18 protein-coding genes and 1 tRNA gene are annotated in these 21,688 nt (G+C 55.9%); 13 read left to right on the top strand and 6 right to left on the bottom strand.

All coding sequences use genetic code 11. The features are described 5' to 3' along the window. The first annotated feature begins 17 nt into the window (after window positions 1-17). From AC2D8P_RS00400 to serS, 7 genes are all read left to right on the top strand, one after another. Window positions 18-356 (top strand): P-II family nitrogen regulator, encoded by a 339-nt coding sequence (locus AC2D8P_RS00400; protein WP_484699467.1) that lies wholly within the window; start codon window positions 18-20, stop codon window positions 354-356. Between the two features lie 34 nt (window positions 357-390). Further along, entirely contained in the window at window positions 391-1,797 is a 1,407-nt protein-coding gene (gene glnA / locus AC2D8P_RS00395) for a type I glutamate--ammonia ligase (RefSeq protein WP_484699465.1), read from the top strand. A gap of 150 nt (window positions 1,798-1,947) precedes the next feature. Continuing rightward, entirely contained in the window at window positions 1,948-3,081 is a 1,134-nt protein-coding gene (locus AC2D8P_RS00390) for a hypothetical protein (protein WP_484699463.1), read from the top strand. Window positions 3,082-3,232: 151 nt separating this feature from the next. Next, window positions 3,233-4,576, top strand: a complete 1,344-nt coding sequence (gene dddP / locus AC2D8P_RS00385; protein WP_484699461.1) for a dimethylsulfonioproprionate lyase DddP — start codon at window positions 3,233-3,235, stop codon at window positions 4,574-4,576. Continuing rightward, window positions 4,573-5,373 carry a HalD/BesD family halogenase gene (locus AC2D8P_RS00380; RefSeq protein WP_484699459.1) on the top strand — a complete coding sequence of 267 codons (801 nt, stop codon included), beginning with the start codon at window positions 4,573-4,575 and terminating at the stop codon, window positions 5,371-5,373. The genes dddP and AC2D8P_RS00380 overlap by 4 nt, the downstream gene beginning before the upstream one ends. Before the next feature lie 115 nt (window positions 5,374-5,488). Further along, window positions 5,489-6,703, top strand: coding sequence for a bifunctional alpha/beta hydrolase/OsmC family protein (locus AC2D8P_RS00375; protein ID WP_484699457.1), 1,215 nt, complete (start codon window positions 5,489-5,491; stop codon window positions 6,701-6,703). A 77-nt stretch (window positions 6,704-6,780) separates the two neighbouring features. After that, on the top strand, window positions 6,781-8,073 hold the full coding sequence (gene serS, locus AC2D8P_RS00370; RefSeq protein ID WP_484699455.1) for a serine--tRNA ligase: 1,293 nt from the start codon (window positions 6,781-6,783) through the stop codon (window positions 8,071-8,073). A gap of 275 nt (window positions 8,074-8,348) precedes the next feature. Here the strand turns inward: serS and AC2D8P_RS00365 are convergent, their stop codons facing one another. The 6 genes from AC2D8P_RS00365 to pdxH all read right to left on the bottom strand — a co-directional run bounded on the left by AC2D8P_RS00365 (window position 8,349) and on the right by pdxH (window position 14,947). After that, the gene (locus AC2D8P_RS00365; RefSeq protein ID WP_484699453.1) at window positions 8,349-8,579 is read right to left on the bottom strand and encodes a DUF2188 domain-containing protein; all 231 of its coding nucleotides are present in this window, start codon (window positions 8,577-8,579) and stop codon (window positions 8,349-8,351) included. 219 nt (window positions 8,580-8,798) lie between these two features. Then, window positions 8,799-12,479 carry a vitamin B12-dependent ribonucleotide reductase gene (locus tag AC2D8P_RS00360; protein WP_484699451.1) on the bottom strand — a complete coding sequence of 1,227 codons (3,681 nt, stop codon included), beginning with the start codon at window positions 12,477-12,479 and terminating at the stop codon, window positions 8,799-8,801. 594 nt (window positions 12,480-13,073) lie between these two features. Then, window positions 13,074-13,150: transfer RNA gene (locus AC2D8P_RS00355), tRNA-Pro, on the bottom strand. Between the two features lie 63 nt (window positions 13,151-13,213). Continuing rightward, on the bottom strand, window positions 13,214-13,681 hold the full coding sequence (locus tag AC2D8P_RS00350; protein WP_484699449.1) for a DUF192 domain-containing protein: 468 nt from the start codon (window positions 13,679-13,681) through the stop codon (window positions 13,214-13,216). Then, a complete protein-coding gene (locus tag AC2D8P_RS00345; RefSeq protein WP_484699447.1) occupies window positions 13,678-14,217 on the bottom strand; it encodes a cold-shock protein in 540 nt (179 codons plus the stop codon). Before AC2D8P_RS00345 ends, AC2D8P_RS00350 begins: the two co-directional genes overlap by 4 nt. Window positions 14,218-14,341: 124 nt before the next feature. Beyond that, entirely contained in the window at window positions 14,342-14,947 is a 606-nt protein-coding gene (pdxH, locus tag AC2D8P_RS00340) for a pyridoxamine 5'-phosphate oxidase (protein WP_484699445.1), read from the bottom strand. 137 nt (window positions 14,948-15,084) lie between these two features. On the opposite strand from pdxH, the gene fabI reads away from it, so the two are divergent. The 6 genes from fabI to trpE are packed head-to-tail and all read left to right on the top strand — an operon-like array spanning window position 15,085 to window position 21,688. After that, complete coding sequence (fabI, locus tag AC2D8P_RS00335) at window positions 15,085-15,891, top strand: enoyl-ACP reductase FabI (protein WP_484699443.1); 807 nt, start codon at window positions 15,085-15,087, stop codon at window positions 15,889-15,891. Window positions 15,892-15,901: 10 nt separating this feature from the next. Then, window positions 15,902-16,504: a LysE family translocator gene (locus AC2D8P_RS00330; protein WP_484699442.1), complete on the top strand. Its 603-nt coding sequence runs from the start codon at window positions 15,902-15,904 to the stop codon at window positions 16,502-16,504. Window positions 16,505-16,508: 4 nt separating this feature from the next. Then, the gene (gene gpt, locus AC2D8P_RS00325; protein ID WP_484699440.1) at window positions 16,509-17,027 is read left to right on the top strand and encodes a xanthine phosphoribosyltransferase; all 519 of its coding nucleotides are present in this window, start codon (window positions 16,509-16,511) and stop codon (window positions 17,025-17,027) included. A 17-nt stretch (window positions 17,028-17,044) separates the two neighbouring features. Continuing rightward, window positions 17,045-18,235, top strand: a complete 1,191-nt coding sequence (locus AC2D8P_RS00320; RefSeq protein ID WP_484699439.1) for an aminotransferase — start codon at window positions 17,045-17,047, stop codon at window positions 18,233-18,235. 32 nt (window positions 18,236-18,267) lie between these two features. After that, window positions 18,268-20,169 (top strand): peptidyl-prolyl cis-trans isomerase, encoded by a 1,902-nt coding sequence (locus AC2D8P_RS00315; RefSeq protein WP_484699437.1) that lies wholly within the window; start codon window positions 18,268-18,270, stop codon window positions 20,167-20,169. Window positions 20,170-20,173: 4 nt separating this feature from the next. Continuing rightward, complete coding sequence (trpE, locus tag AC2D8P_RS00310; RefSeq protein ID WP_484700562.1) at window positions 20,174-21,688, top strand: anthranilate synthase component I; 1,515 nt, start codon at window positions 20,174-20,176, stop codon at window positions 21,686-21,688.

The raw sequence follows: 21,688 nt of genomic DNA, 5'->3' as shown, positions 1-21,688 counted from the left end.
AAAGGGAGTCGCGACCCATGAAGAAAATCGAAGCCATCATCAAGCCGTTCAAGCTCGACGAAGTCAAAGAAGCGCTGCAAGACATCGGCGTCCAAGGCCTCAGCGTGATCGAGGTCAAAGGGTTCGGCCGCCAGAAAGGCCATACCGAACTTTACCGTGGCGCCGAATATGTCGTGGATTTCCTGCCAAAGGTAAAAATCGAGGTCGTCCTGCCCGACGATCTGGTTGACGGCGCGATCGAGGCCATCGTTGATGCTGCCAAAACCGACAAGATCGGCGACGGCAAGATTTTCGTCAGCCCCGTAGAACAAGCGATCCGCATCCGCACCGGTGAAACCGGTGATGACGCGCTCTAACAATATTCGAACACCCCAGACAAGGACATAACTTATGAACAACGCAGACGTTCTTAAGAAGATCGAGGATGAAGGCATCGAGTATGTCGACGTCCGTTTCACTGACCCGCGCGGCAAACTGCAGCACGTCACCGTCATGGCCGATCAGGTTGACGAGGACTTCTTGGAAGAGGGTTTCATGTTTGACGGCTCTTCCATCGCTGGTTGGAAATCCATCGAAGCCTCTGACATGAAACTGATGCTGGACGCGGGATCGGCCTATGTCGATCCATTCTACGCCGAAAAAACCCTGGCAATCCACTGCTCTGTGGTCGAGCCTGACACCGGCGAGGCCTATAACCGCGACCCGCGCGGCACCGCGCAGAAGGCAGAGGCTTATCTGAAGTCCACGGGCATCGGTGACGTCGCCTATATGGGACCAGAGGCAGAGTTCTTTCTGTTCGATGACGTGCGTTTCTCTGTCGAGATGAACAAAGTGTCCTACCAGGTCGACGCGCAAGACGCCTCCTGGAACTCTGACACTGAATATGAGATGGGTAATATGGGTCATCGTCCAGGCATCAAGGGCGGCTACTTCCCTGTAAACCCAATCGATGACGCCCAGGACCTGCGCTCTGAAATGCTGTCCACGATGAAGCGCATCGGCATGAAGGTCGACAAGCACCACCACGAGGTTGCGTCCTGTCAGCACGAGCTGGGCCTGATCTTTGATAGCCTGACCAAACAGGCCGATGAACTGCAGAAGTACAAATACGTGATCCACAATGTGGCCCACGCCTACGGCAAGTCCGCAACCTTCATGCCGAAACCGATCTTTGGTGACAACGGCACCGGAATGCACGTCAACATGTCGATATGGAAAGACGGCAAACCGCTCTTTGCTGGCGACAAATACGCCGATTTGTCGGATGAGGCTCTGTGGTTCATCGGCGGCATCCTGAAACACGCCAAAACGCTGAACGCCTTCACCAACCCGGCGACCAACAGCTACAAGCGTCTGATCCCAGGGTTCGAAGCCCCGGTTCTGCGGGCCTATTCTGCTTCCAACCGCTCTGGCTGTGTGCGTATTCCATGGACCGAAAGCCCTAAGGCAAAACGTGTAGAGGCCCGCTTCCCCGATCCGGCAGCCAACCCCTATCTGTGCTTTGCCGCCCTGCTGATGGCTGGTCTTGACGGCATCAAAAACAAGATCGATCCGGGCCCGGCGTCCGACAAAGATCTCTATGACCTGCCGCCAGAAGAACTGGCCGGTATCCCGACTGTTTGTGCATCCCTGCGCGAAGCTCTGGACAGCCTTGAGGCCGATCATGACTTCCTGCTGGCCGGTGACGTGTTCACCAAAGACCAGATCGAGGGCTACCTGGCCCTGAAATGGGATGAGGTTTATGCCTACGAACACACCCCGCATCCGGTCGAGTACAAGATGTACTACAGCTGCTAAGCAGTTGAAATAAATTGTAAGTAAAGGGCCTTGTTTTCAAGGCCCTTTCTTCATTTCGACGTCTCATTCGTCATCACCTTACCCAGCCCATGCCACAGTCTGACCAGATTTAGCGATTACCACTCTGGGCGGAGGTAAGAGCGGCTGAAGATGACTTATGCATCTCCGATAGAAGCAGCGATCCTGTATCGCACCGCACCCGTTGTGAATGCCGAAGCGATTTCAACGCTTTTGGGCAGTCAGAAAGGGTGCGTTTTGTCGGCGTTAAAATGCGTGCGGGTCACAACGAACACAATCGTTCTGTCAGACGGTCAGACCATTGCCGCGGTTGAAACGCTCCCCACGCCAAGACTGGCACACAAGTTTTCGGGCATTGGATGTGATTTGGCGGCGCAATCAGACACCCTGCCCGCCTTTCGCCTGATCCGCGATCACGATCAGCATGTTCTGATCCGTGTTGCCCCGGCCGCGAAACCTGAATCGGATCAGGCACAGGATCAGTATCTAGAACGAATGCAGATATGCGCGCAGCTTTGCAATCTGCTGGCAGGCACTGCGGAACCGCTGGCCATTCACTGGCCGCACTCCCAACAAATCCTGACAGTCGCGCAGTTCCAGTCATTGTCGGACACGCCCTATGGCTTGTGTTTTGGCCTCAAGGAACTGGCACACCCGGAAGACCCCCAAGGCAATAAACAAAACGCCTTCAGCGTCACGGGCGCAGAACACCTGCTGGGAATGCCGATGCACATCGGGCCAAGCCCGCTAAATGCTGGCGACCTGAATGCACCGGTTCAGGGGTTTCTGGAAACTTATATCAAACGCGGACAACTGCCCGCGCATCAAACAACCTTTATAACAAAAACAGGGATGGAATTTACTGTGACACATACATCTTCGGGACAGGATGATACGGCCACACTTGAACTGACACCAACGGTGACCCCGGCCAAGGTTAGCGTTGAACGACGCAGAACGGATGAACCTGCAAAACCTGTTGCCCAGACGCGGGAACGCCGCAGAACCGCCCGTCAGGACGAACGCGATCTGCGCCACGCTTACCGCGGCCAACAAACCCCCCAACCCCGAAAAGTTCCGGTTTCAACCGCCCCCGTCAACCAAAACTGGCCCCCGCTTAAACGCTTTGTCGGCAGCCTCGCCTTTATCGCCGCACTGGGAATGGCGGCCGCACTTGGTGTTGGCATGAACATCTATGGCGCCGAAGGGCTCAGCGAACGGACGCAGGTCATATGGGATAAAACCGGGTTTGGTGTTTCTGAATGACATTGATAGGGCTTTGCAACTCAAACCAACCACTAGCAGACGAAACAAAGCCCAATTCGACCCCAGTCAAATAGCGACAATGACTGTCGCAATCAAAGCTGCCTTACAACCGACGTCAAAATAGGGTTCTCTCAAAACCAAGAGAGTGACCATGAACCCACATTTCCGCGACACCCGTAAAATTGACCCCACGCGCGGCGCAACTTTGGGCGACGGCACCCCCAACGACAACAACCGGGTGGAAATCGGCCCGACCCAACTGGCCTTCGCCGAATGGGCAGAGGCCGGATTGACCCTGCCCAATCTGGAACGGATGCGCGAGTTCCGCTGGAAACGTCTGGTTCAGCATATTGTGGATCGCGACTATGGCGGGCTCTTAGTCTTTGATCCACTGAATATCCGCTACGCCACCGACTCCACCAATATGCAGTTGTGGAATACTCATAATCCGTTTCGGGCCCTGCTGATCTGCGCCGATGGGTACATGGTGATCTGGGATTACAAGCAATCCCCCTTCCTGTCTGAGTTCAATCCGCTGGTGCGCGAGCAGCGATCCGGCGCGGATTTGTTCTATTTCGACCGGGGCGACAAGGTCGACGTTGCTGCCGATAAACTCTCTCAAGAAGTCAAAGCCCTGATTCAGGAACATGGCGGTGGCAATATGCGTCTGGCCGTGGATAAGGTCATGCTGCATGGCCTGCGCGCGCTGGAAGCACAGGGTTTCGAGGTGATGGAAGGCGAAGAGCTGACTGAGAAAGCCAGATCCGTCAAAGGCCCCGATGAAATCCTCGCCATGCGCTGTGCCAGCCATGCCTGTGAAACCGCCGTGTCGGCAATGGAACGCTTCGCGCGGGCCAATGTGCCCTTGGGCCATACATCCGAAGACGACATTTGGGCCGTCCTGCACGCCGAAAACATCAAACGCGGCGGTGAATGGATCGAAACCCGGCTTCTGTCGTCGGGCCAACGCACCAATCCGTGGTTTCAGGAATGTGGCCCACGGATCACGCAAAACAACGAAATCATCAGCTTTGATACCGATCTGGTCGGAAGCTACGGCATCTGCGTCGATATCAGCCGCAGTTGGTGGATCGGGGATGATAAACCGCGCCCTGATATGATCTATGCCATGCAACATGCCCATGAACACATCATGCAAAACATGGAAATGTTAAAACCCGGCATCATGATCCCGGAACTGACCGCCAATACCCATGTTCTGGACGACAAATACCAGAAACAGAAATACGGCTGCCTGATGCATGGCGTTGGCCTGTGCGATGAATGGCCTCTGATCGCCTATCCCGATCAGGCGGTCGAGGGCGCCTATGACTACCCGCTGGAACCCGGCATGGTCTTGTGTGTCGAGGCGCTAGTCAGTCCCGAAGGCGGCGATTTTTCCATCAAGCTCGAAGATCAGGTGTTGATCACCGAAACCGGCTATGAAAACCTGACCACCTATCCGTTTGATGACGCCCTGATGGGGAGAGGATGACAATGCACATTGCCGATATTCTGGATCTGGAAACCTATCCCTTGGATCAACCCAATTCTGCCGGATATCAGGCCCTTGTGAAACGATGTCAGGCCGAACTGGCCAGCGATGGCATGTTCAATCTGACAGGTTTTATGCGCCCCGAAGCCCTGCAAACTGTACTGGACGACGCGATCCCCAAACTGTCGAGCGAGGCGTTCACCCATCAACGCGACCACAACATCTATTTCAAGAAAAACATCCCCGATCTGCCCGCCGATCACCCGGCGCTGGCCATCCAGAAAACCATCAATCACACACTGTGTTCAGATCAAACTCTGGGATCTCCGCTGGAACAGCTCTACCTTTTTCAACCTTTCATTAGTTTTCTGTCAGAAGTCATGGAAATGCCAGCGCTTTATCCCATGGATGATCTGCTCGCCCGCTATAATGTGATGGGCTACAACGACGGCGAGGCGCTGAATTGGCACTTTGACCGGTCGCAATTCACCACCACTTTGTTGCTTCAGGCCCCGTTGGCAGGTGGTGACTTTGAATATCGTTCCGACCTGCGCTCTGACGACGATCCGAATTATGAAGGCGTGGCCAAGATGCTGTCAGGCCAGGACCCGGATGTTCAGTTGCTCAGACTAAAAGCAGGAACATTGAATGTCTTTCGCGGGCGCAATACGGCCCACCGCGTCACGCCGGTGCAGGGCGAAAAACAGCGTGTTATTGCGGTTTTCACCTATTATGACACTCCGGGTAAGCGTTTCACGGATGAAGAAAACATGGGGTTTTACGGCAGAGCGTCGTAATCCGGGCGACAGGCGGCACACGTTCTCTCACCTTCACGTGACGGGAAAGGCCAAACGCTTGTTTCCCGGCCCCTTTCACGCCAAGTTGTCACACTGAACCACAAGGAACAGTACCGTGCCGACAGAACGCATTACTTTTACCGGGCATTCCGGCCATACGCTGGCCGCGCGATTGGACCTGCCCGAAGGCCCTCATCTGGGAACCGCCCTGTTCGCCCACTGTTTCACCTGCTCCAAAGATATCCCCGCCGCACGCCGAATTGCAGGTCGGCTTGCCGGAATGGGGATCGCGGTTCTGCGCTTTGATTTCACCGGGTTGGGTCATTCGGAAGGGGAGTTCAAAAACACCTCATTTTCTTCTAATGTTGCGGATCTTGTTGCCGCCGCCAACTACCTGACCTCCCGCAAAATGGCCCCCGGCCTGCTGATCGGGCATTCCCTGGGGGGCGCTGCGGTGTTGCGCGCTGCCCAGGACATTCCCTCCGCCCAGGCGGTCGCCACCATTGGCGCCCCTGCCGATCCGGAACATGTCATTCACAACTTTGCAGAGGCCCTGCCGCAAATCGAAAAAACCGGGGTGGCAGAGGTTCAGTTGGGCGGACGCCCGATCACAATTCGCCGCGAGTTTGTCGACGATGTGCGTCGTGAAAAACTTGAAAAAGCCATCAGCAACCTAAAACGTGCATTGTTGGTTTTACACGCCCCGCAGGACACCACCGTCGGTATCGAAAATGCCGCCCAGATTTTCTCGGCGGCAAAGCATCCCAAAAGCTTCGTCACACTGGACACTGCAGATCACCTAATCACCAATCCCGATGACGCAGAATACGCAGCCGAAGTCATCGCCTCCTGGGCCGGTCGCTATTTGGATCTGCGCCATCCCGCCCCGCCCATTGGCGCGCCAGAGGGCGTCGTGCGCGTGTCGGAGGCTGATCTAAATGGGTATCTGCAGGACATTACCCATGGACCAGATCATCACCTTTTAGCTGACGAGCCGCTTGCCTATGGCGGGACCAATCGCGGCATGACCCCCTATGGATTTCTCAGTGCCGGTCTGGGCGCATGTACCTCTATGACAATTCGGATGTATGCCCGACGCAAGGACATCCCGCTGACCCATGTCTGGGTTGATGTGACACATGACAAGGTCCATGCCCAGGATGCCAGCGGCTCATCAGGTGGTAAAATTGACGTTTTCAAGCGGGAAATCCATTTGGAGGGCGACCTGACGGATGCACAACGCCAGCGCCTGCTGGAAATCGCAGATCGCTGCCCCGTGCACCGGACTTTGGAAAGCAGCTCACACATCGAAACCACACTTGCGCCCTAGGGTCAGGACCCCCCTTACACCCCACTGAAAAATCCGCCATAACGCGGATATACAGTGATTCAATCAGGTCCGATCCGATGCATGACATTCGCACCATTCGTGAAAACCCCGAAGCTTTTGACGCCGCTATGGCCCGTCGCGGGCTGTATGGCGTTTCCGCAGAGGTTCTGGCGATTGACGAGGCCCGCCGCGCACGCATTGCCGAGGCCGAGGAAGCCAAGGCAGAAAGCAACCGCGCTGCCAAAGAGGTCGGCGCCGCCAAGGCCCGTGGCGATGAGGCCGAATTTGAACGCCTGCGTGCGCTGGTGGCCGAACGCAAGGCCGATATCGGACGCCTGAGTGACCTGGCAAAGGTCGAGGACGCCAAATTGCGCGATCTTCTGATGACCCTGCCCAACCTGATCTACGATGACGTGCCCGATGGTGTGGATGAGGATGACAATACGGAAATCCGCAGCTGGGGCACCCCACGCGAATTTTCCTTTGCACCCAAAGAACATTACGAGCTGCCCGCTGTGCAGGATGGTCTGGATTTTGAAACCGCCGCGAAACTATCGGGTTCCCGCTTTATGGTGCTGTCGGGCTCTGTCGCGCGGCTTCACCGGGCGCTGGCGCAATTCATGTTGGATGTTCATGTCAATGAAAACGGCCTGACCGAAGCCTGGACGCCTGTGTTGGTGCGCGAGGAAATGATGCTGGGCACCGGTCAATTGCCGAAATTTGGCGAAGACAGCTATCAAACTCGCGAGGGTTGGTGGCTGGTCCCCACCGCAGAGGTGACGCTGACCAATATCGTCAATGATTGCACCGTGTCGGAAAGCTACCTACCCCGCCGTTATGTGGCCCATACCCAATGCTTCCGATCCGAGGCCGGCAGCGCCGGCAAGGACACCGCTGGCATTTTGCGTCAGCACCAGTTTGAAAAGGTCGAAATGGTCTCGATCGTGCATCCTGATAAATCAGAGGACGAACAAGCCCGCATGACCCGATGTGCCGAGGATATCCTGGAACGGTTGGGGCTCACCTACCGCACCGTGGTCCTGTGTACCGGTGACATCGGTTTTGGCGCACGGCGCACCCATGATATCGAGGTCTGGCTGCCCGGACAGGGCAAGTTTCGTGAAATCAGCTCGGTTTCGACCTGTGGTGATTTTCAGGCCCGCCGCATGAATGCGCGCTTCAAACCAGAGGGCGGCGGCAAGCCGGAATTCCTGCATACGCTGAATGGCTCTGGCCTCGCCGTCGGGCGCGCCCTGATCGCGGTTCTCGAAAATGGCCAGGAAGAGGACGGATCCGTTACCCTGCCAGAGGTTCTGCACCCCTATATGGGTGGCAAATCCCGGATTAATGCAGACGGCTCCCTAGCCTGATCCAAAGGATAGGGGCGTTGCCCCTCTGTGCCTTCGGCCCATTCACCCCAGGTATTTGCGGCGAAAGGAAAACCGCGTTTTCTTTTTGGCCCAAATACTCCCGCCGGAGGCACAAAGAAAAAAGGGGGCCGAAGCCCCCCATTTAGTTTCACTGATCAGGCTCACTATTTATACTGCCCGGTTTTCTGCCTGCGGCCTGATCCGTGTCAGGGGCGAGCGCACCCGCCCCGGGTTAAGGTGGGAGAGGACTGAGTGGTCCGTCCCAACCCTGTTAGTTAGCCTTTAGGAGGATAAGGGTCTTTTCCGTATGTGTTTCTCTCCCTAATCCGCCCCTTTGCATTTTTTAGGTAGGCCTCACCTCCGCCTGACTTTGCAAATTCCTTTGACTTGCTCCAAGCTTCAGCTTGAGTTCTCGAAACGCTAGCAGCTTTTGTCGCTCCTTCACGTTTTGATTCCCACTGACCGTCGGATCGTTTTTGGGTCCAATAGTTCTTTTCATCCGCCATAGATTTTCTCCTTTATTCACAGGCAGAAGGTTTCACACAGGGATAACCCTTGGGATAACTCTGTATGTTTAAGCACGCTATTGATCCCCAATTCAGATCATGTATCTCCTTTCGATATCGACCCTTCCGGGCCGAATTGGTTACTCCCACAGCGTGCTTAGCTAATGTGGGATGAGCCGGGGAGCGGTGTTGGCGCACTGCTCCCCAACTTTCAATTTCTCAGCTACACCCGCTGGTCGCCCCGCAAGTGTTGCACTTCATGCAGGTGCCGTTGCGCACCAGCGTATAGTTGCCGCAATCGCCGCATGGATCGCCCTCATAACCCTGCATCTTGGCTTTGACGCGGGCGTCCATGGCGACGGTGCCGCTGGCGATGGCGGTACTTGCAGTCGCTGCCTCTGGCACCAAAGTTTGCAATGCTGCAGAGGCATCACCTGACATGTCCAGCGCCGTGGCCCCCATGCCCCCCTGCAGCACCACAAGTTCCTGAGGGACCCGTTTACGCAGATACCCCGAGGAGGAAATTTGTTTCAGCACTTCCAAGGACTTGCTGGCTGCACTTTCACTGACTTCAGCGACATTTGCGTCACCCGATTTCAGCTCTTCACCGGTTGCCAGATCGTCAAAGCTCGCCCCTTCTGGCTTCACATGTGCCAGATCGGTGCGATCCAGATAAGACACGGCCAGTTCGCGGAAGATGTAATCCAGAATGGACGTGGCATTCTTGATTGAATCGTTGCCTTGCACCATGCCCGCCGGTTCAAACTTGGTGAAGGTGAAGGCATCCACGAACTCTTCCAACGGCACACCGTATTGCAGGCCCACCGACACGGCGATGGCAAAGTTGTTCATCATCGCGCGGAATCCTGCACCCTCTTTGTGCATATCGATGAAGATCTCGCCCAGCTTGCCGCCTTCGTACTCACCCGTGCGCAGATACACTTTGTGCCCGCCGACAATCGCCTTTTGGGTATAGCCCTTGCGGCGTTCCGGCATCTTTTCACGCTCGGTCTTCACGATTTCCTTGATGATGACTTTCTCGATCACCTTCTCGGCCAGAACGGCGGCTTTTTCGTGCGGCGACCCTGTGGCCAGCACCTCTTCGGCCTCTTCGTCGTCTTCGACCAGCGCCGCTGCCAGAGGTTGGGAGAGTTTCGAGCCGTCCCGGTAGAGGGCGTTTGCTTTCGTTCCCAGGCTCCATGACAGTTCATACGCCTTCTGGCAGTCCTCGATGGTTGCGTCATTGGGCATGTTGATCGTCTTAGAGATCGCCCCCGAAATAAACGACTGAGCCGCAGCCATCATGTAGATATGGCTATCCACCGACAGGAACCTTTTGCCTTTTTTGCCGCAAGGATTGGCGCAGTCGAAGATGTTCAGATGTTCAGGATCCAGATGCGGCGCCCCTTCCAGGGTCATCGTCCCGCAGACGTGATCATTGGCCGCCTCGATATCGCGACGGGTAAAGCCCAGATGGCGCAACAAATCAAAGGTCGGGTCGTTCAACTTGGCTGCCGGAATACCCAGCGTGCCTGTGCAGAACTCCTCGCCCAATGTCCACTGGTTGAACACAAACCGGATGTCAAAGGCCGATGGCAACGCCGCCTCGAGCTTTTCAATCTGTGCAGCCCCAAACCCATGCCCGATCAGGCTGGTGTGGTTGATGCCGGGGCAATTGCCCAGGGATGCGTGACCCACCGCATAGGAAATGATCTCTTCGATCTGCGCGGGGCCATAGCCCAGATGCTCCAGCGCCGCAGGAACAGACCGGTTGATGATCTTGAAATAACCGCCACCGGCCAGTTTCTTGAACTTCACCAGCGCGAAATCAGGCTCGATCCCGGTCGTGTCGCAATCCATCACCAGACCGATTGTGCCCGTGGGCGCAATCACCGTGGCTTGGGCATTGCGATAGCCGTGGGCCTCGCCCAGTTCCAGCGCCCGGTCCCATACTGCTTTGGACAGGCCCAGCAAATCAGCGTCAGGGCAGTTTTCGTGATCCAGCGGTACAGGCTTGACCGCAAGCTCCTCATACCCATCCGTTTTTCCATAGGCGGCATAGCGGTGGTTACGAATGACGCGCAGCATATGCGCTGCGTTCTTCTCGTATTTCGCAAACGGTCCCAGCTCCGCAGCAATCTCAGCCGAGGTGCCATAGGCCACACCGGTCATGATCGCCGTCAGGGCACCACACAGAGACCGTCCCTCTGGGCTGTCATAGCCATAGCCCATATTCATCAACAGCCCACCGATATTGGCGTAACCCAGACCTAAAGTGCGGAAGTCATAGGACAGTTGCGCAATTTCCTTAGACGGGAACTGCGCCATGGTCACCGCGATTTCCAGAGTCAGCGTCCACAGACGGGTGACATGCATGTAATCGCCGGATTGGAACTTGCCATCCTTCAGGAAGGTCAACAGGTTCATGGAGGCTAGGTTACACGCCGTATCATCCAGGAACATGTATTCAGAACAAGGGTTTGAGCCGCGAATTTCACCATCCGCCGGGCAGGTATGCCAGGCATTCACGGTATCGTGGAACTGAATTCCCGGATCGGCGCAGGCCCAGGCCGCATGACCGATCTGTTCCCACAGATCGCGTGCCTTGATCGTCTTGGCAATCTTGCCATCGGTCCGACGGATCAGTTCCCAATCGGCATCATCACGTACAGCCTGCAGGAAGGCATCGGTGACACGGATAGAGTTGTTGGAGTTCTGACCAGAAACCGAAGAATAGGCTTCACTGTCCCAATCTGTGTCATAGGTCGGAAACTCGATGCTGGCGTATCCCTGACGCGCATAATCCAGAACCCGTTTGATATAGGTTTCAGGGATCGCGCGTTTTTTCGCCTTGCGGATCGCGGTTTTCAGCGCTCCGTTGGTGCTGGGGTCATAGGCGTCCTCTTCCTTGCCATCCCAGGTGCCGATGGCGGCGAAGATGTCGTTTAGGCGCTCCTCATGCATTTTGGAACCAGCAACGATCGACGCGACCTTCTGTTCCTCAATGACTTTCCAGTTGATGAATTCCTCGATATCCGGGTGATCGGCATCACAGATCACCATTTTGGCGGCGCGACGTGTGGTGCCACCAGATTTGATCGCGCCAGCCGCGCGGTCACCGATTTTCAGGAATCCCATCAGGCCGGATGACTTGCCGCCGCCAGACAGCGATTCCCCATCAGCGCGCAGTGATGAAAAGTTTGTGCCAGTGCCAGAGCCGTATTTGAACAGACGCGCCTCACGCACCCACAGGTCCATGATGCCACCGTCAGAGACCAGATCATCCTTTACCGATTGGATGAAACAGGCATGTGGCTGGGGGTGTTCATAAGAGGATTTCGACCGGGTCAATTTGCCGGTTTTGTAATCCACATAGTAATGCCCCTGCCCCGGACCATCGATGCCATAGGCCCAGTGCAGACCGGTGTTGAACCATTGCGGGCTGTTGGGGGCTGCGCGTTGGGTGGCCAGCATATGGCGCATTTCGTCGTAATAGGCGCGGGCGTCATCCTCGGTTGAGAAATAGCCACCTTTCCAACCCCAATAGGCCCAGGTACCGGCCAGACGGTCAAAAACCTGCTTGGCAGAGGCCTCGCCACCGATACGCTCCTCTACCGGCAGTTCCTCCAGCGCCTTTTCATCAGCGACCGAACGCCACAGAAATTCAGGCACATCCTTTTCGCGGACCTTCTTCAGCCGCGCCGGAACACCTGCCTTGCGGAAGTATTTTTGTGCTATAACGTCAGAGGCAACCTGGCTCCATTTTTCCGGAACCTCGACCTCATCCAGGCGGAACACAATGGTTCCATCCGGGTTGCGAATTTCTGATGACGTACTGGTAAATGGCACATCTGCATAAGCGTCACGATCCGCTTGGGTAAAACGTCTTTCAATTTTCATGTTATCGCTGCCTCGTCATGCGAACTTCCCCCGAGCCGCATGCAGGATCTTAAACGCCCCGCAATGCGACCAATCTCGTGCCGGGCGAAGAGGCGCAGACAACAAAACATCCCTGCCAGACAAAACCTGTCTGACCAATACTTCGGCCCAAACCGAAGAATCGATAATCTGTAAACGTATCCCTGTCTGGCCGATCCTACTATATATAGTGGCTTCGCGGCCGGCTCATACAAATTGGCGTATAAACCCATAATCGGTCAACATTTAAATTTGGAAAATTTGGCCGAAAAACAGTTGACCAGTGCATTCTGGTTCGACGGCTCGGGTCCCGCGGTGATTCACTCACATACGCGACCAAAGGTAAATCCTTTCAATAATGGTATTTAGCGTACAAACTTGACCCGCTGCGCCCCTTTTTTCGGAAATATCTGCGTGTTGAAATTTGTTGTGGATAACGCACAGTTTCGGTCACGCCACAGGGGGCCGTGCGAGCCTTTGGATCGAATTGGGGGGAATCAAATGAACCAGGCACATCGCCCAGGTTCCTGCGCTCATCCCTGATCGGGCTGCAAAAATTGAAAATGTCTGGAAAAATGGTCGGGACGGCAAGATTCGAACTTGCGACCTACGGTACCCAAAACCGTCGCGCTACCAGGCTGCGCTACGCCCCGAACTCGGGCCTCTTACCGCGTGATCATCGGTTTGAAAAGGCCCTTCGACCCGGGCAGCTAAATTTATTTCACTTCACAAGGCCAAGAGGCCGCATCGTCAAAAAATGGGTGATCAATTTTTGACCCTATGGTGATCCCGAAACGCGACACAACGCCCCCATTGATTTCCAGAACCCCGGCAACCCTGTCACCGCCAGGAATCAGCGTCAAATCCCCGGGCACCGCATTTTCATGGATATGCGTCACCACCCCCCCCGCATCGACAAACAACATGTCCAAAGGGATCAGCGTGTTTTTCATCCAGAACCCCACCCGCTGCGGCGTTGGATACAAAAACAACATGCCATCGCGCGATGGCATCTCTCCGACAAACATCAAGCCACGTGAACGAACCTGATTGTCGCGCGCAAGGCGCACATCAAAACCTGCGCGCCCCCAGTCGCCCTCAATCGTAATGAAATCTTCGGAACATTGGTCAGCTGCGGCGGTACTGGCCCAAATCACAGCCAGTGCTGATAACAAAAGCCTCAACTTTCGTCCGTGTCGTGTTTGACCACATAATCCCAGGCCGTCACACGGGCCGCCATATGGCCGCGTTTTCCATCAACTACACGGATGCAGACAGCCTCTCCGGGTTGCAGATCTGCAAGGCCGGACCGACGCAAAACCTCAATATGAACGAACACATCTTCGGGACGACCAAAGACATTGGCAAACCCGAACCCCTTGCCCTTGTCAAACCATTTGACTCGCGCGGGTTCCAGATCGTCGTCACTGCCATCTTCGAATAATTGATCCTCGATATCTTCAAATGTCGAGATCGGCACCAAAGGCGGCTCGATATTTAAAACTGCAACCGCCTGAACACCGCGATTCGTTTGCTGCGTTTCAATTTCAATTAGTGCACCATCGGCGACAGAGCTTTGCCCAAAATTTCTCAAGACGTTGGAATGCAACAATATATCGGGGCCGCCATCATCGGATACGACAAAGCCAAACCCCTTACCTGGATCGAACCACTTTACTTTGCCACGGACGATTTGCCCGCTGTTTTCGTCTTGTTCCATTAATTCTACATAACTTACGTTAGGTTAATTTGCTATGCACACTACCTTCATCACGGGTCGATGCCTACGATGCAAGTGAAAAGTTAACGTTTTAGTAACTCTAAATTTTCACGTAACGCGAAATTCAGGGATACAGTCTTGTCGCCACCCACTCCCCTGAATCTGCACAGATTGTCCACCTAAACCTGTCATGCAATCGGAAGGCGCCATCCGCCCAAAACTCAATCTCCACCGGCTCTATTCGATATCCGCCCCAAAACGGCGGACGCTCGGGGTTGGGGCCGTGTTTTGCAGTCACTTTAGCCATCGTCGCCATCAAACTGGCACGAGAGTCCAAGGGTTGCGATTGCCGGGATGCCCAAGCCCCGAGGCGGCTTTTTATGGATCGCGACTTGTAATAGTCATCCGCGCGCGCATCATCGATTTTGCTAATATGCCCGCGCACCCGAATCTGACGGCGCAGGGATTTCCAGTGCATGACAAAGGCCGCAGCGCCACCCGTGTCCAATTCACCCGCCTTTACGCTTCCGTAATTGGTGTAAAAGACAAACCCACCGTCATCGACTTCTTTTAGCAACACCATCCGGCAGTTGGGCATCCCGTCCGGGGCCACCGTCGACAAGGCAATGGCGTTGGGATCATTTGGTTCAGAAGCTTCCGCTTCCGCCAACCATTTGCGTGAAATTTCAAACGGGTCCGTCCCCGCGAAAATGGATGGCTTGTCGCTCATGAACACACCTCGTTGCAGCAGCTTTCAGGCTACCACCATTGGAAGAGTGATGTCCATCGGATCATGTCAGACTTGCAGCCCTATCTGCGATGTCCTAAAGCTAAGTGAACAGATATAAAAAGAACCGAGGGAAACCGATGTCGAACGGACTGATGGCAGGAAAGCGGGGCCTGATCATGGGCGTCGCAAACGACAAATCGATTGCATGGGGCATTGCGCAGGCCTGCGCCGAACAGGGTGCTGAACTGGCCTTTTCCTATATGGGCGATGCGTTCAAAAAACGCGTGGTGCCAATGGCGGAATCCTTGGGTGTTGACACGCTGATCGATTGTGATGTGTCTGATCAAGATTCCATCGATGCGGCCTTTGCCGAGATCGAACAGAAATGGGGCAAGCTCGATTTTCTGGTTCACGCGATCGGCTTTTCTGACAAGAACGAATTGCGCGGCCGCTATGTCGACACCAGCCCGGAAAACTTCCGCATGACCATGGATGTGTCGGTCTATTCCTTCACCGCTGTTGCCCAACGCGCAGAAAAACTGATGACCGATGGCGGATCGATGCTGACCCTTACTTACTATGGGGCCGAACAGGTGATGCCGCACTATAATGTCATGGGCGTCGCCAAAGCAGCGCTTGAGGCCAGCGTCATGTATCTGGCCGAAGATCTGGGCAAGAAAAACATCCGCGTAAATGCTATATCTGCCGGGCCAATTAAAACGCTCGCCGCCTCTGGCATCGGCGATTTCCGCTACATTATGAAGTGGAACGAACTGAACTCCCCCCTGCGCCGCAATGTGACACAGGAAGATGTGGGAAAATCAGCGCTGTATCTGCTGTCTGATCTCAGCTCTGGCGTCACCGGTGAAAACCTGCACGTGGATGCTGGATACCATGTGGTTGGGATGAAGGCCGTCGACGCGCCGGATATCTCCACCGTATGACTCCGTCGCCATGCAGCTCGAACATCTCATAGCCTTTAACATCGCGCTGCTGGCGGCTCTTCTCAGTCCCGGGCCCGGTATGCTGGTTACTATTCGCAACACGCTTGCGAATGGGCGTCGCTCTGGGGTTGCAACGGGGATCGGTCTGGGCACCGTGGCGGCCTGCTGGACAGGTGCTGCACTTTTGGGTCTGGACGCGATATTCGCGATCTTCCCGTGGGCATATCTGACCCTGCGGATCACAGGCGCGTTCTATCTGCTCTATATTGCTTATGCCGTCTGGACAGATGCGCATACGCCCATCGCCCCCGCCCCGCACTCAGACCGTAAATCCTTTGTCACAGGATTTTTGGTCAATCTGGGCAACCCCAAATCCATTCTTTTTGCCGCAGCCGTCATTGTGGTGATCTTCCCCGCGGGCATCGGATACGGTCAAATGGCGCTGATCGTTGCCAATCAGATGGTGCTGGAATGGACATTTTACTTTATTCTGGCCCTGACGCTAAGCCATCACTCGATCCGCCAACGCTACTTGGACATCAAACCCATCCTTGACCGGATTGCCGCGACAATGCTGGGCGCACTTGGCTTGAAACTTCTGACCGACAGGTGAAACCATGACCGACAGACTGCCCCACGAAAAAGGCTTCCACATCAGCTGGGATCAAATCCACCGCGATTCCCGTGCACTCGCCTGGCGTTTGGATGGCAAAGGCCCCGATGATGGCACGTGGAAAGCGGTTGTTGCCGTTACACGTGGCGGTATGGCCCCAGCGATGATTGTCAGCCGCGAATTGGATATCCGCACCGTCGATACAATCAGTGTGAAATCCTATTTTTCGGGCGGCGGCAAACAGGATCAGCAACGTGACGCACAGGTATTGAAAGGCCCCGATGCCGACCTGATGGGTGATGGCGAAGGCATCCTGATCATCGATGATCTGGTCGATAGCGGCAAAACCCTGGAACTGGTGCGCGACATGTATCCCAAGGCTCATTTCGCGACTGTCTATGCAAAACCCAAGGGCGAACCCATGGTCGATACCTTCATCACCGGTGTCAGCCAGGACACCTGGATATTCTTCCCCTGGGACATGGCTTTGCAATATGTCCAGCCCTACCGCGGAACCGACTGACAGAAGCGGATCAATTCGTGACCACATTCAATCCGAAACTGCTGGCCACATCACCCCCACCAGTGATGGAGGCGCGCCGCTGGCTTCGGGGTGTTACCTTCCCCGCCGACCGCCCGCTGATCAATGTCAGTCAGGCGGCCCCCGTCGACCCACCGCCCGCTGAATTACGCCAGGCGATGGCAGACACCGCCCTGTCGGTGCCAGAAGCGCATCTTTATGGCCCGGTCCTGGGCCTGCCAGAGCTGCGCGAGGCACTCGCCGCTCGTTGGGCGCGGCTTTACCGGGGCGCGGTTAATCCCGATCAGGTTGCGATCACATCGGGTTGCAATCAGGCCTTTGCCGCAACCGTTGCAGTGTTGGCCGAAAAGGGGGATGAGATCATCCTGCCAACACCTTGGTATTTCAACCATAAAATGTGGCTGGATATGCAAGGTATCGGGGCCATTCCCCTACCCACCAGTACAGACCTGCTGCCTGATCCGGACCGTGCGACATCCCTGATTTCAGGCCGCACAAAAGCAATCGTTCTGGTCACACCCAACAATCCGGGCGGCGTCGAATATCCCGCCGATCTGATCCGCGCCTTCTATGATCTCTGCAAGCAGCACCGCATCCGCCTGATCGTTGATGAAACCTACCGCGACTTTCTACTGCCTGATGATCGCCCGCATTATCTGATCACCCATCCCGATTGGGATGAAACGCTGATCACGCTTTATTCCTTTTCTAAATCCTACCGCCTGACTGGCCACCGCGTTGGGGCGATCCTGTCTTCGCCTGCCCTGTTGGCGCAGGTGGAAAAGTTTCTGGATACTGTGGCCATCTGCCCCGCCCAGATCGGCCAGCACGCGGCCCTGTGGGGGGTAAATCATCTGGATACGTGGCTTGAAGCGGAACGTCAGGAAATCCTGACTCGCCGCCGCGCCATGGAAGATGGCTTTGCCCAGCAAAACCACTGGCAGTTTTTGGGTTGCGGGGCCTATTTCGCCTATGCCCGGCACCCTTTTGATATGCCCTCGGATGAACTCGCGAAATGGCTGGTAAAATCCGCAGGCATCCTTCTGCTGCCAGGCACCATGTTTATGCCCGAAGCAGACAAAACAGGGCGCGAACAGGTGCGGATCGCCTTTGCCAATATCAACACAACTGAGATTGGCGAATTTTTCAAACGTCTGGCTGCTCTTGCTCCTCCGGACACAACCGCCTAAGACGGGCAAAACAGGATTGAGGAGCCCCGCAGATGTCTCGCAAAAGCGACCATGATCAGCCAGTAAAACGTAAGCACAGTTCGTTTTCAAAGGTGATGGTCTGGGCCGTGATGGCCATGCTCGTTGTCGGTTTGGGCGGCTTTGGAGTCACAAATTTCGGCTCCTCTCTCAGCGCCATCGGATCCGTAGACGGCGAGGAAATCACCGTTAACGAATACGCGCTGGCACTGCAGCAAGAAATCCGTGCCATGGGTCAGCAAACAGGTCAGAGCCTGTCCCTGCAACAGGCGGACACCATGTCACAAATCTTCTATGGTCAGGGTGTTTCCGATCGCGTTTTAGGCCGGCTCTACGCCACTGCCGCGCTCGACGCCGAAACCACCACGATCGGCCTGTCCGTCGGGGATGACCGGGTACAGGAACAGGTGATTGCCAATCCGGCCTTCCAAGGGCTCAGCGGCAGCTTTGACCGTGAAACCTACCGATTTGCCCTGCGCCAAAACGGGCTAAGCGAGCGGGAGTTTGAAAACTCCGTACGCGAGGATCTGTCTCGTTCCATCCTGCAAGGCGCCGTCGCTGGCGGTGTGTCGGGTGAAAGCGCGATGGCAAACGCCCTAGTCGCCTATACAGAAGAACAACGCAGCTTTGTCTGGGCAAAAATCACGGCAGAGACACAAGGCATCTCTCCTCCCGCACCGACCGAAGAACAGTTGCAAAGTTTCTACGATGATAACCCCGCAACCTTTACCAGCGCGGAAATCAAGAAAATCACCTATGCGTGGCTGACGCCAAACATGCTGGTCGACACGATCGAGGTGGATGAGGATGCCCTGCAAGCGCTCTACGACGAACGGATCGAGGATTACCGCGTCCCTGAACGTCGCCTTGTCGAACGCCTGATCTTTGAAAATGACGCGGCCGCGACTGCCGCCCATGCCCGCCTGACATCTGGCGAGATCAAGTTTAATGCCCTTGTCGCCGAACGTGGCCTGTCCCTGTCCGACATTGATCTGGGCGATGTCAGCACCGAACAACTGGCGGGTGCCGCAGAGGCCGTCTTCGCCCTTGCAGAACCCGGCGATTACACTGATCCACAGCCATCCAACCTTGGCCCGGCCATCTACCGCATGAACGGTATCCTGAATGCCCAGGAAACCAGTTTCGAAGATGCCCGCGCTGATCTTCTGTCTGAATTTGCCCTCGACCGCGCCAAACGCGTGATCGAGGATCAGGTCCAAACCATTGAGGATCTGCTGGCCGAAGGGGCCACTGTTGAAGAGGTCGCAGCAGAGACTGAAATGCAAACCGGTCAGATCGACTGGACCGTCAATTCCGAAGATGGCATCGCCGGGTACGAGGCCTTCCGCAGCGCCGCCATAGCTGTCACAGAAAACGACTTTGCCGAAGTGACAGAGCTGGTAGATGGCGGGGTTTTCGCTTTGCGTCTTGACGAAACAGTCCCCCCAACGCTGCAGCCACTGGATACGGTTCGTGATGACGTGGTGGCCGGCTGGACCGCTGCAGAAACCCAACGCCTGCTGAATGAAAACGCCGCGGAACTGGCCACACAGATAGAGGGCGGGGCCAGCTTTGTCGATCTGGGGCTGACAGAACGCACCGAAACCGATCTGCGCCGCACAGCCTTTGTCGAAGAAACACCGCCGAACTTCATGAATGATGTGTTTGCCACCGATATTGACGCCACGCGCAGCATCCCATCGGAAAATGCTGCAATCGTCGTCAAAGTAACCGCCGTTACCCCGGCTGATCTGTCTGCCGACGAACATGCGGAAACCCTCGCGTCGGTGAACGAGGCGATCTCGCAAACGTTGTCTCAGGATATCTTTGCCGCCTTTATCCGCGCGCTGCAGTTGGATGCACGCATCCGCCGCGATCAATCAGCGATCCACGCAATTCACACCCAGTTTCCGTGAGGCCATAGTGGAACTCAGCCCCTCCTACTCTGACTTTGAAACCGCCTATAAGGGCGGCCAGAACCAAGTCGTCTATGCCCGCCTCGCCGCTGATCTGGACACGCCCGTCAGCCTGATGATGAAACTCGCCGACGCAGGCAAGGACAGCTTCATGCTGGAATCCGTGACCGGCGGAGAGGTGCGCGGCCGCTATTCCATCGTCGGGATGAAGCCTGACCTGATCTGGGAGTGCCGGGGCACTCAGGCCCGGATAAATCGCCAGGCCCGTTATGATGGCCAGGCTTTTGTGGATGAGACCACCGATCCCCTGACATCGCTGCGGGCGTTGATTGATGAAAGCCGCATCGACATGCCCGCAGACCTGCCCTCTGCCTCTGCCGGGCTTTTCGGATATCTGGGCTATGACATGATCCGGTTGGTGGAACACCTTCCTGATATCAACCCAGACCCGCTGGGCGTACCGGATGCAATGCTGTTGCGCCCATCCGTCGTGGCCGTGCTGGATGGGGTAAAGGGCGACGTGATCGTCGTATCGCCAGCCTGGTCAACCGATGGTCAATCGGCCAAAGCGGCCTATGCACAAGCTGCCGAACGGGTCATGGACGCAGTGCGCGATCTGGAACGCAACGCCATCAGCGACTCCCGCGATCTGGGGCACGAGGCCGAGCTGGGTGAACTCACTTCAAACTTCACCCATCAGGGCTATAAGGACGCCGTTAACAAGGCCAAGGAATACATCAAGGCCGGTGATATCTTTCAGGTCGTCCCGGCCCAACGCTGGACGCAGGATTTCCCCCTGCCGCCTTTCGCGCTTTACCGCTCGCTGCGCCGCACCAACCCGTCGCCCTTCATGTTCTTCTTCAACTTCGGCGGCTTTCAGGTGGTGGGCGCCAGCCCCGAAATCCTGGTGCGTGTCTTTGGCAATGAAATCACCATCCGCCCCATCGCCGGCACCCGTCACCGCGGCGCTACGCCTGAAGAGGACCGTGCGCTAGAGGCGGATCTTTTATCCGACAAGAAAGAACTGGCCGAACACCTGATGCTGTTGGATCTGGGCCGCAACGATGTGGGCCGCGTGGCCAAGATCGGTACCGTCCGCCCGACCGAAGAATTCGTCGTCGAACATTACAGCCACGTCATGCATATCGTCTCAAACGTCGTGGGCGAATTGGCCGACGATCAGGACGCACTTTCGGCCTTCTTTGCGGGGATGCCTGCCGGCACGGTCTCTGGCGCGCCCAAGGTTCGCGCCATGGAAATCATTGATGAGTTAGAGCCTGAAAAACGCGGCGTCTATGGTGGCGGCTGCGGATATTTCGCCGCCAATGGCGACATGGATATGTGCATCGCCCTGCGCACCGCCGTGGTAAAAGACGAAAAACTCTATATACAAGCGGGCGGCGGCGTCGTTTACGATTCCGACCCAGAGGCGGAATTTCAGGAAACCGTCAACAAATCCAAGGCCATCCGCAAAGCCGCATCAGAGGCCGCACGGTTCACCAGCGACAGAAATCGCTAA

Source organism: Roseovarius sp. YIN77 (assembly GCF_057219155.1).
This window is presented reverse-complemented; position numbering and strand designations above follow the sequence as displayed.

Excerpts from the sequence above, each read along its gene's own strand:
- AC2D8P_RS00400 (WP_484699467.1), top strand. The coding sequence starts at position 18 with ATGAAGAAAATCGAAGCCATCATCAAGCCGTTCAAGCTCGACGAAGTC.
- glnA (WP_484699465.1), top strand. The coding sequence starts at position 391 with ATGAACAACGCAGACGTTCTTAAGAAGATCGAGGATGAAGGCATCGAG.
- AC2D8P_RS00390 (WP_484699463.1), top strand. The coding sequence starts at position 1,948 with ATGACTTATGCATCTCCGATAGAAGCAGCGATCCTGTATCGCACCGCA.
- dddP (WP_484699461.1), top strand. The coding sequence starts at position 3,233 with ATGAACCCACATTTCCGCGACACCCGTAAAATTGACCCCACGCGCGGC.
- AC2D8P_RS00380 (WP_484699459.1), top strand. The coding sequence starts at position 4,573 with ATGACAATGCACATTGCCGATATTCTGGATCTGGAAACCTATCCCTTG.
- serS (WP_484699455.1), top strand. The coding sequence starts at position 6,781 with ATGCATGACATTCGCACCATTCGTGAAAACCCCGAAGCTTTTGACGCC.
- AC2D8P_RS00365 (WP_484699453.1), bottom strand. The coding sequence starts at position 8,579 with ATGGCGGATGAAAAGAACTATTGGACCCAAAAACGATCCGACGGTCAG.
- AC2D8P_RS00360 (WP_484699451.1), bottom strand. The coding sequence starts at position 12,479 with ATGAAAATTGAAAGACGTTTTACCCAAGCGGATCGTGACGCTTATGCA.
- AC2D8P_RS00345 (WP_484699447.1), bottom strand. The coding sequence starts at position 14,217 with ATGGAACAAGACGAAAACAGCGGGCAAATCGTCCGTGGCAAAGTAAAG.
- pdxH (WP_484699445.1), bottom strand. The coding sequence starts at position 14,947 with ATGAGCGACAAGCCATCCATTTTCGCGGGGACGGACCCGTTTGAAATT.
- fabI (WP_484699443.1), top strand. The coding sequence starts at position 15,085 with ATGTCGAACGGACTGATGGCAGGAAAGCGGGGCCTGATCATGGGCGTC.
- AC2D8P_RS00330 (WP_484699442.1), top strand. The coding sequence starts at position 15,902 with ATGCAGCTCGAACATCTCATAGCCTTTAACATCGCGCTGCTGGCGGCT.
- gpt (WP_484699440.1), top strand. The coding sequence starts at position 16,509 with ATGACCGACAGACTGCCCCACGAAAAAGGCTTCCACATCAGCTGGGAT.
- AC2D8P_RS00315 (WP_484699437.1), top strand. The coding sequence starts at position 18,268 with ATGTCTCGCAAAAGCGACCATGATCAGCCAGTAAAACGTAAGCACAGT.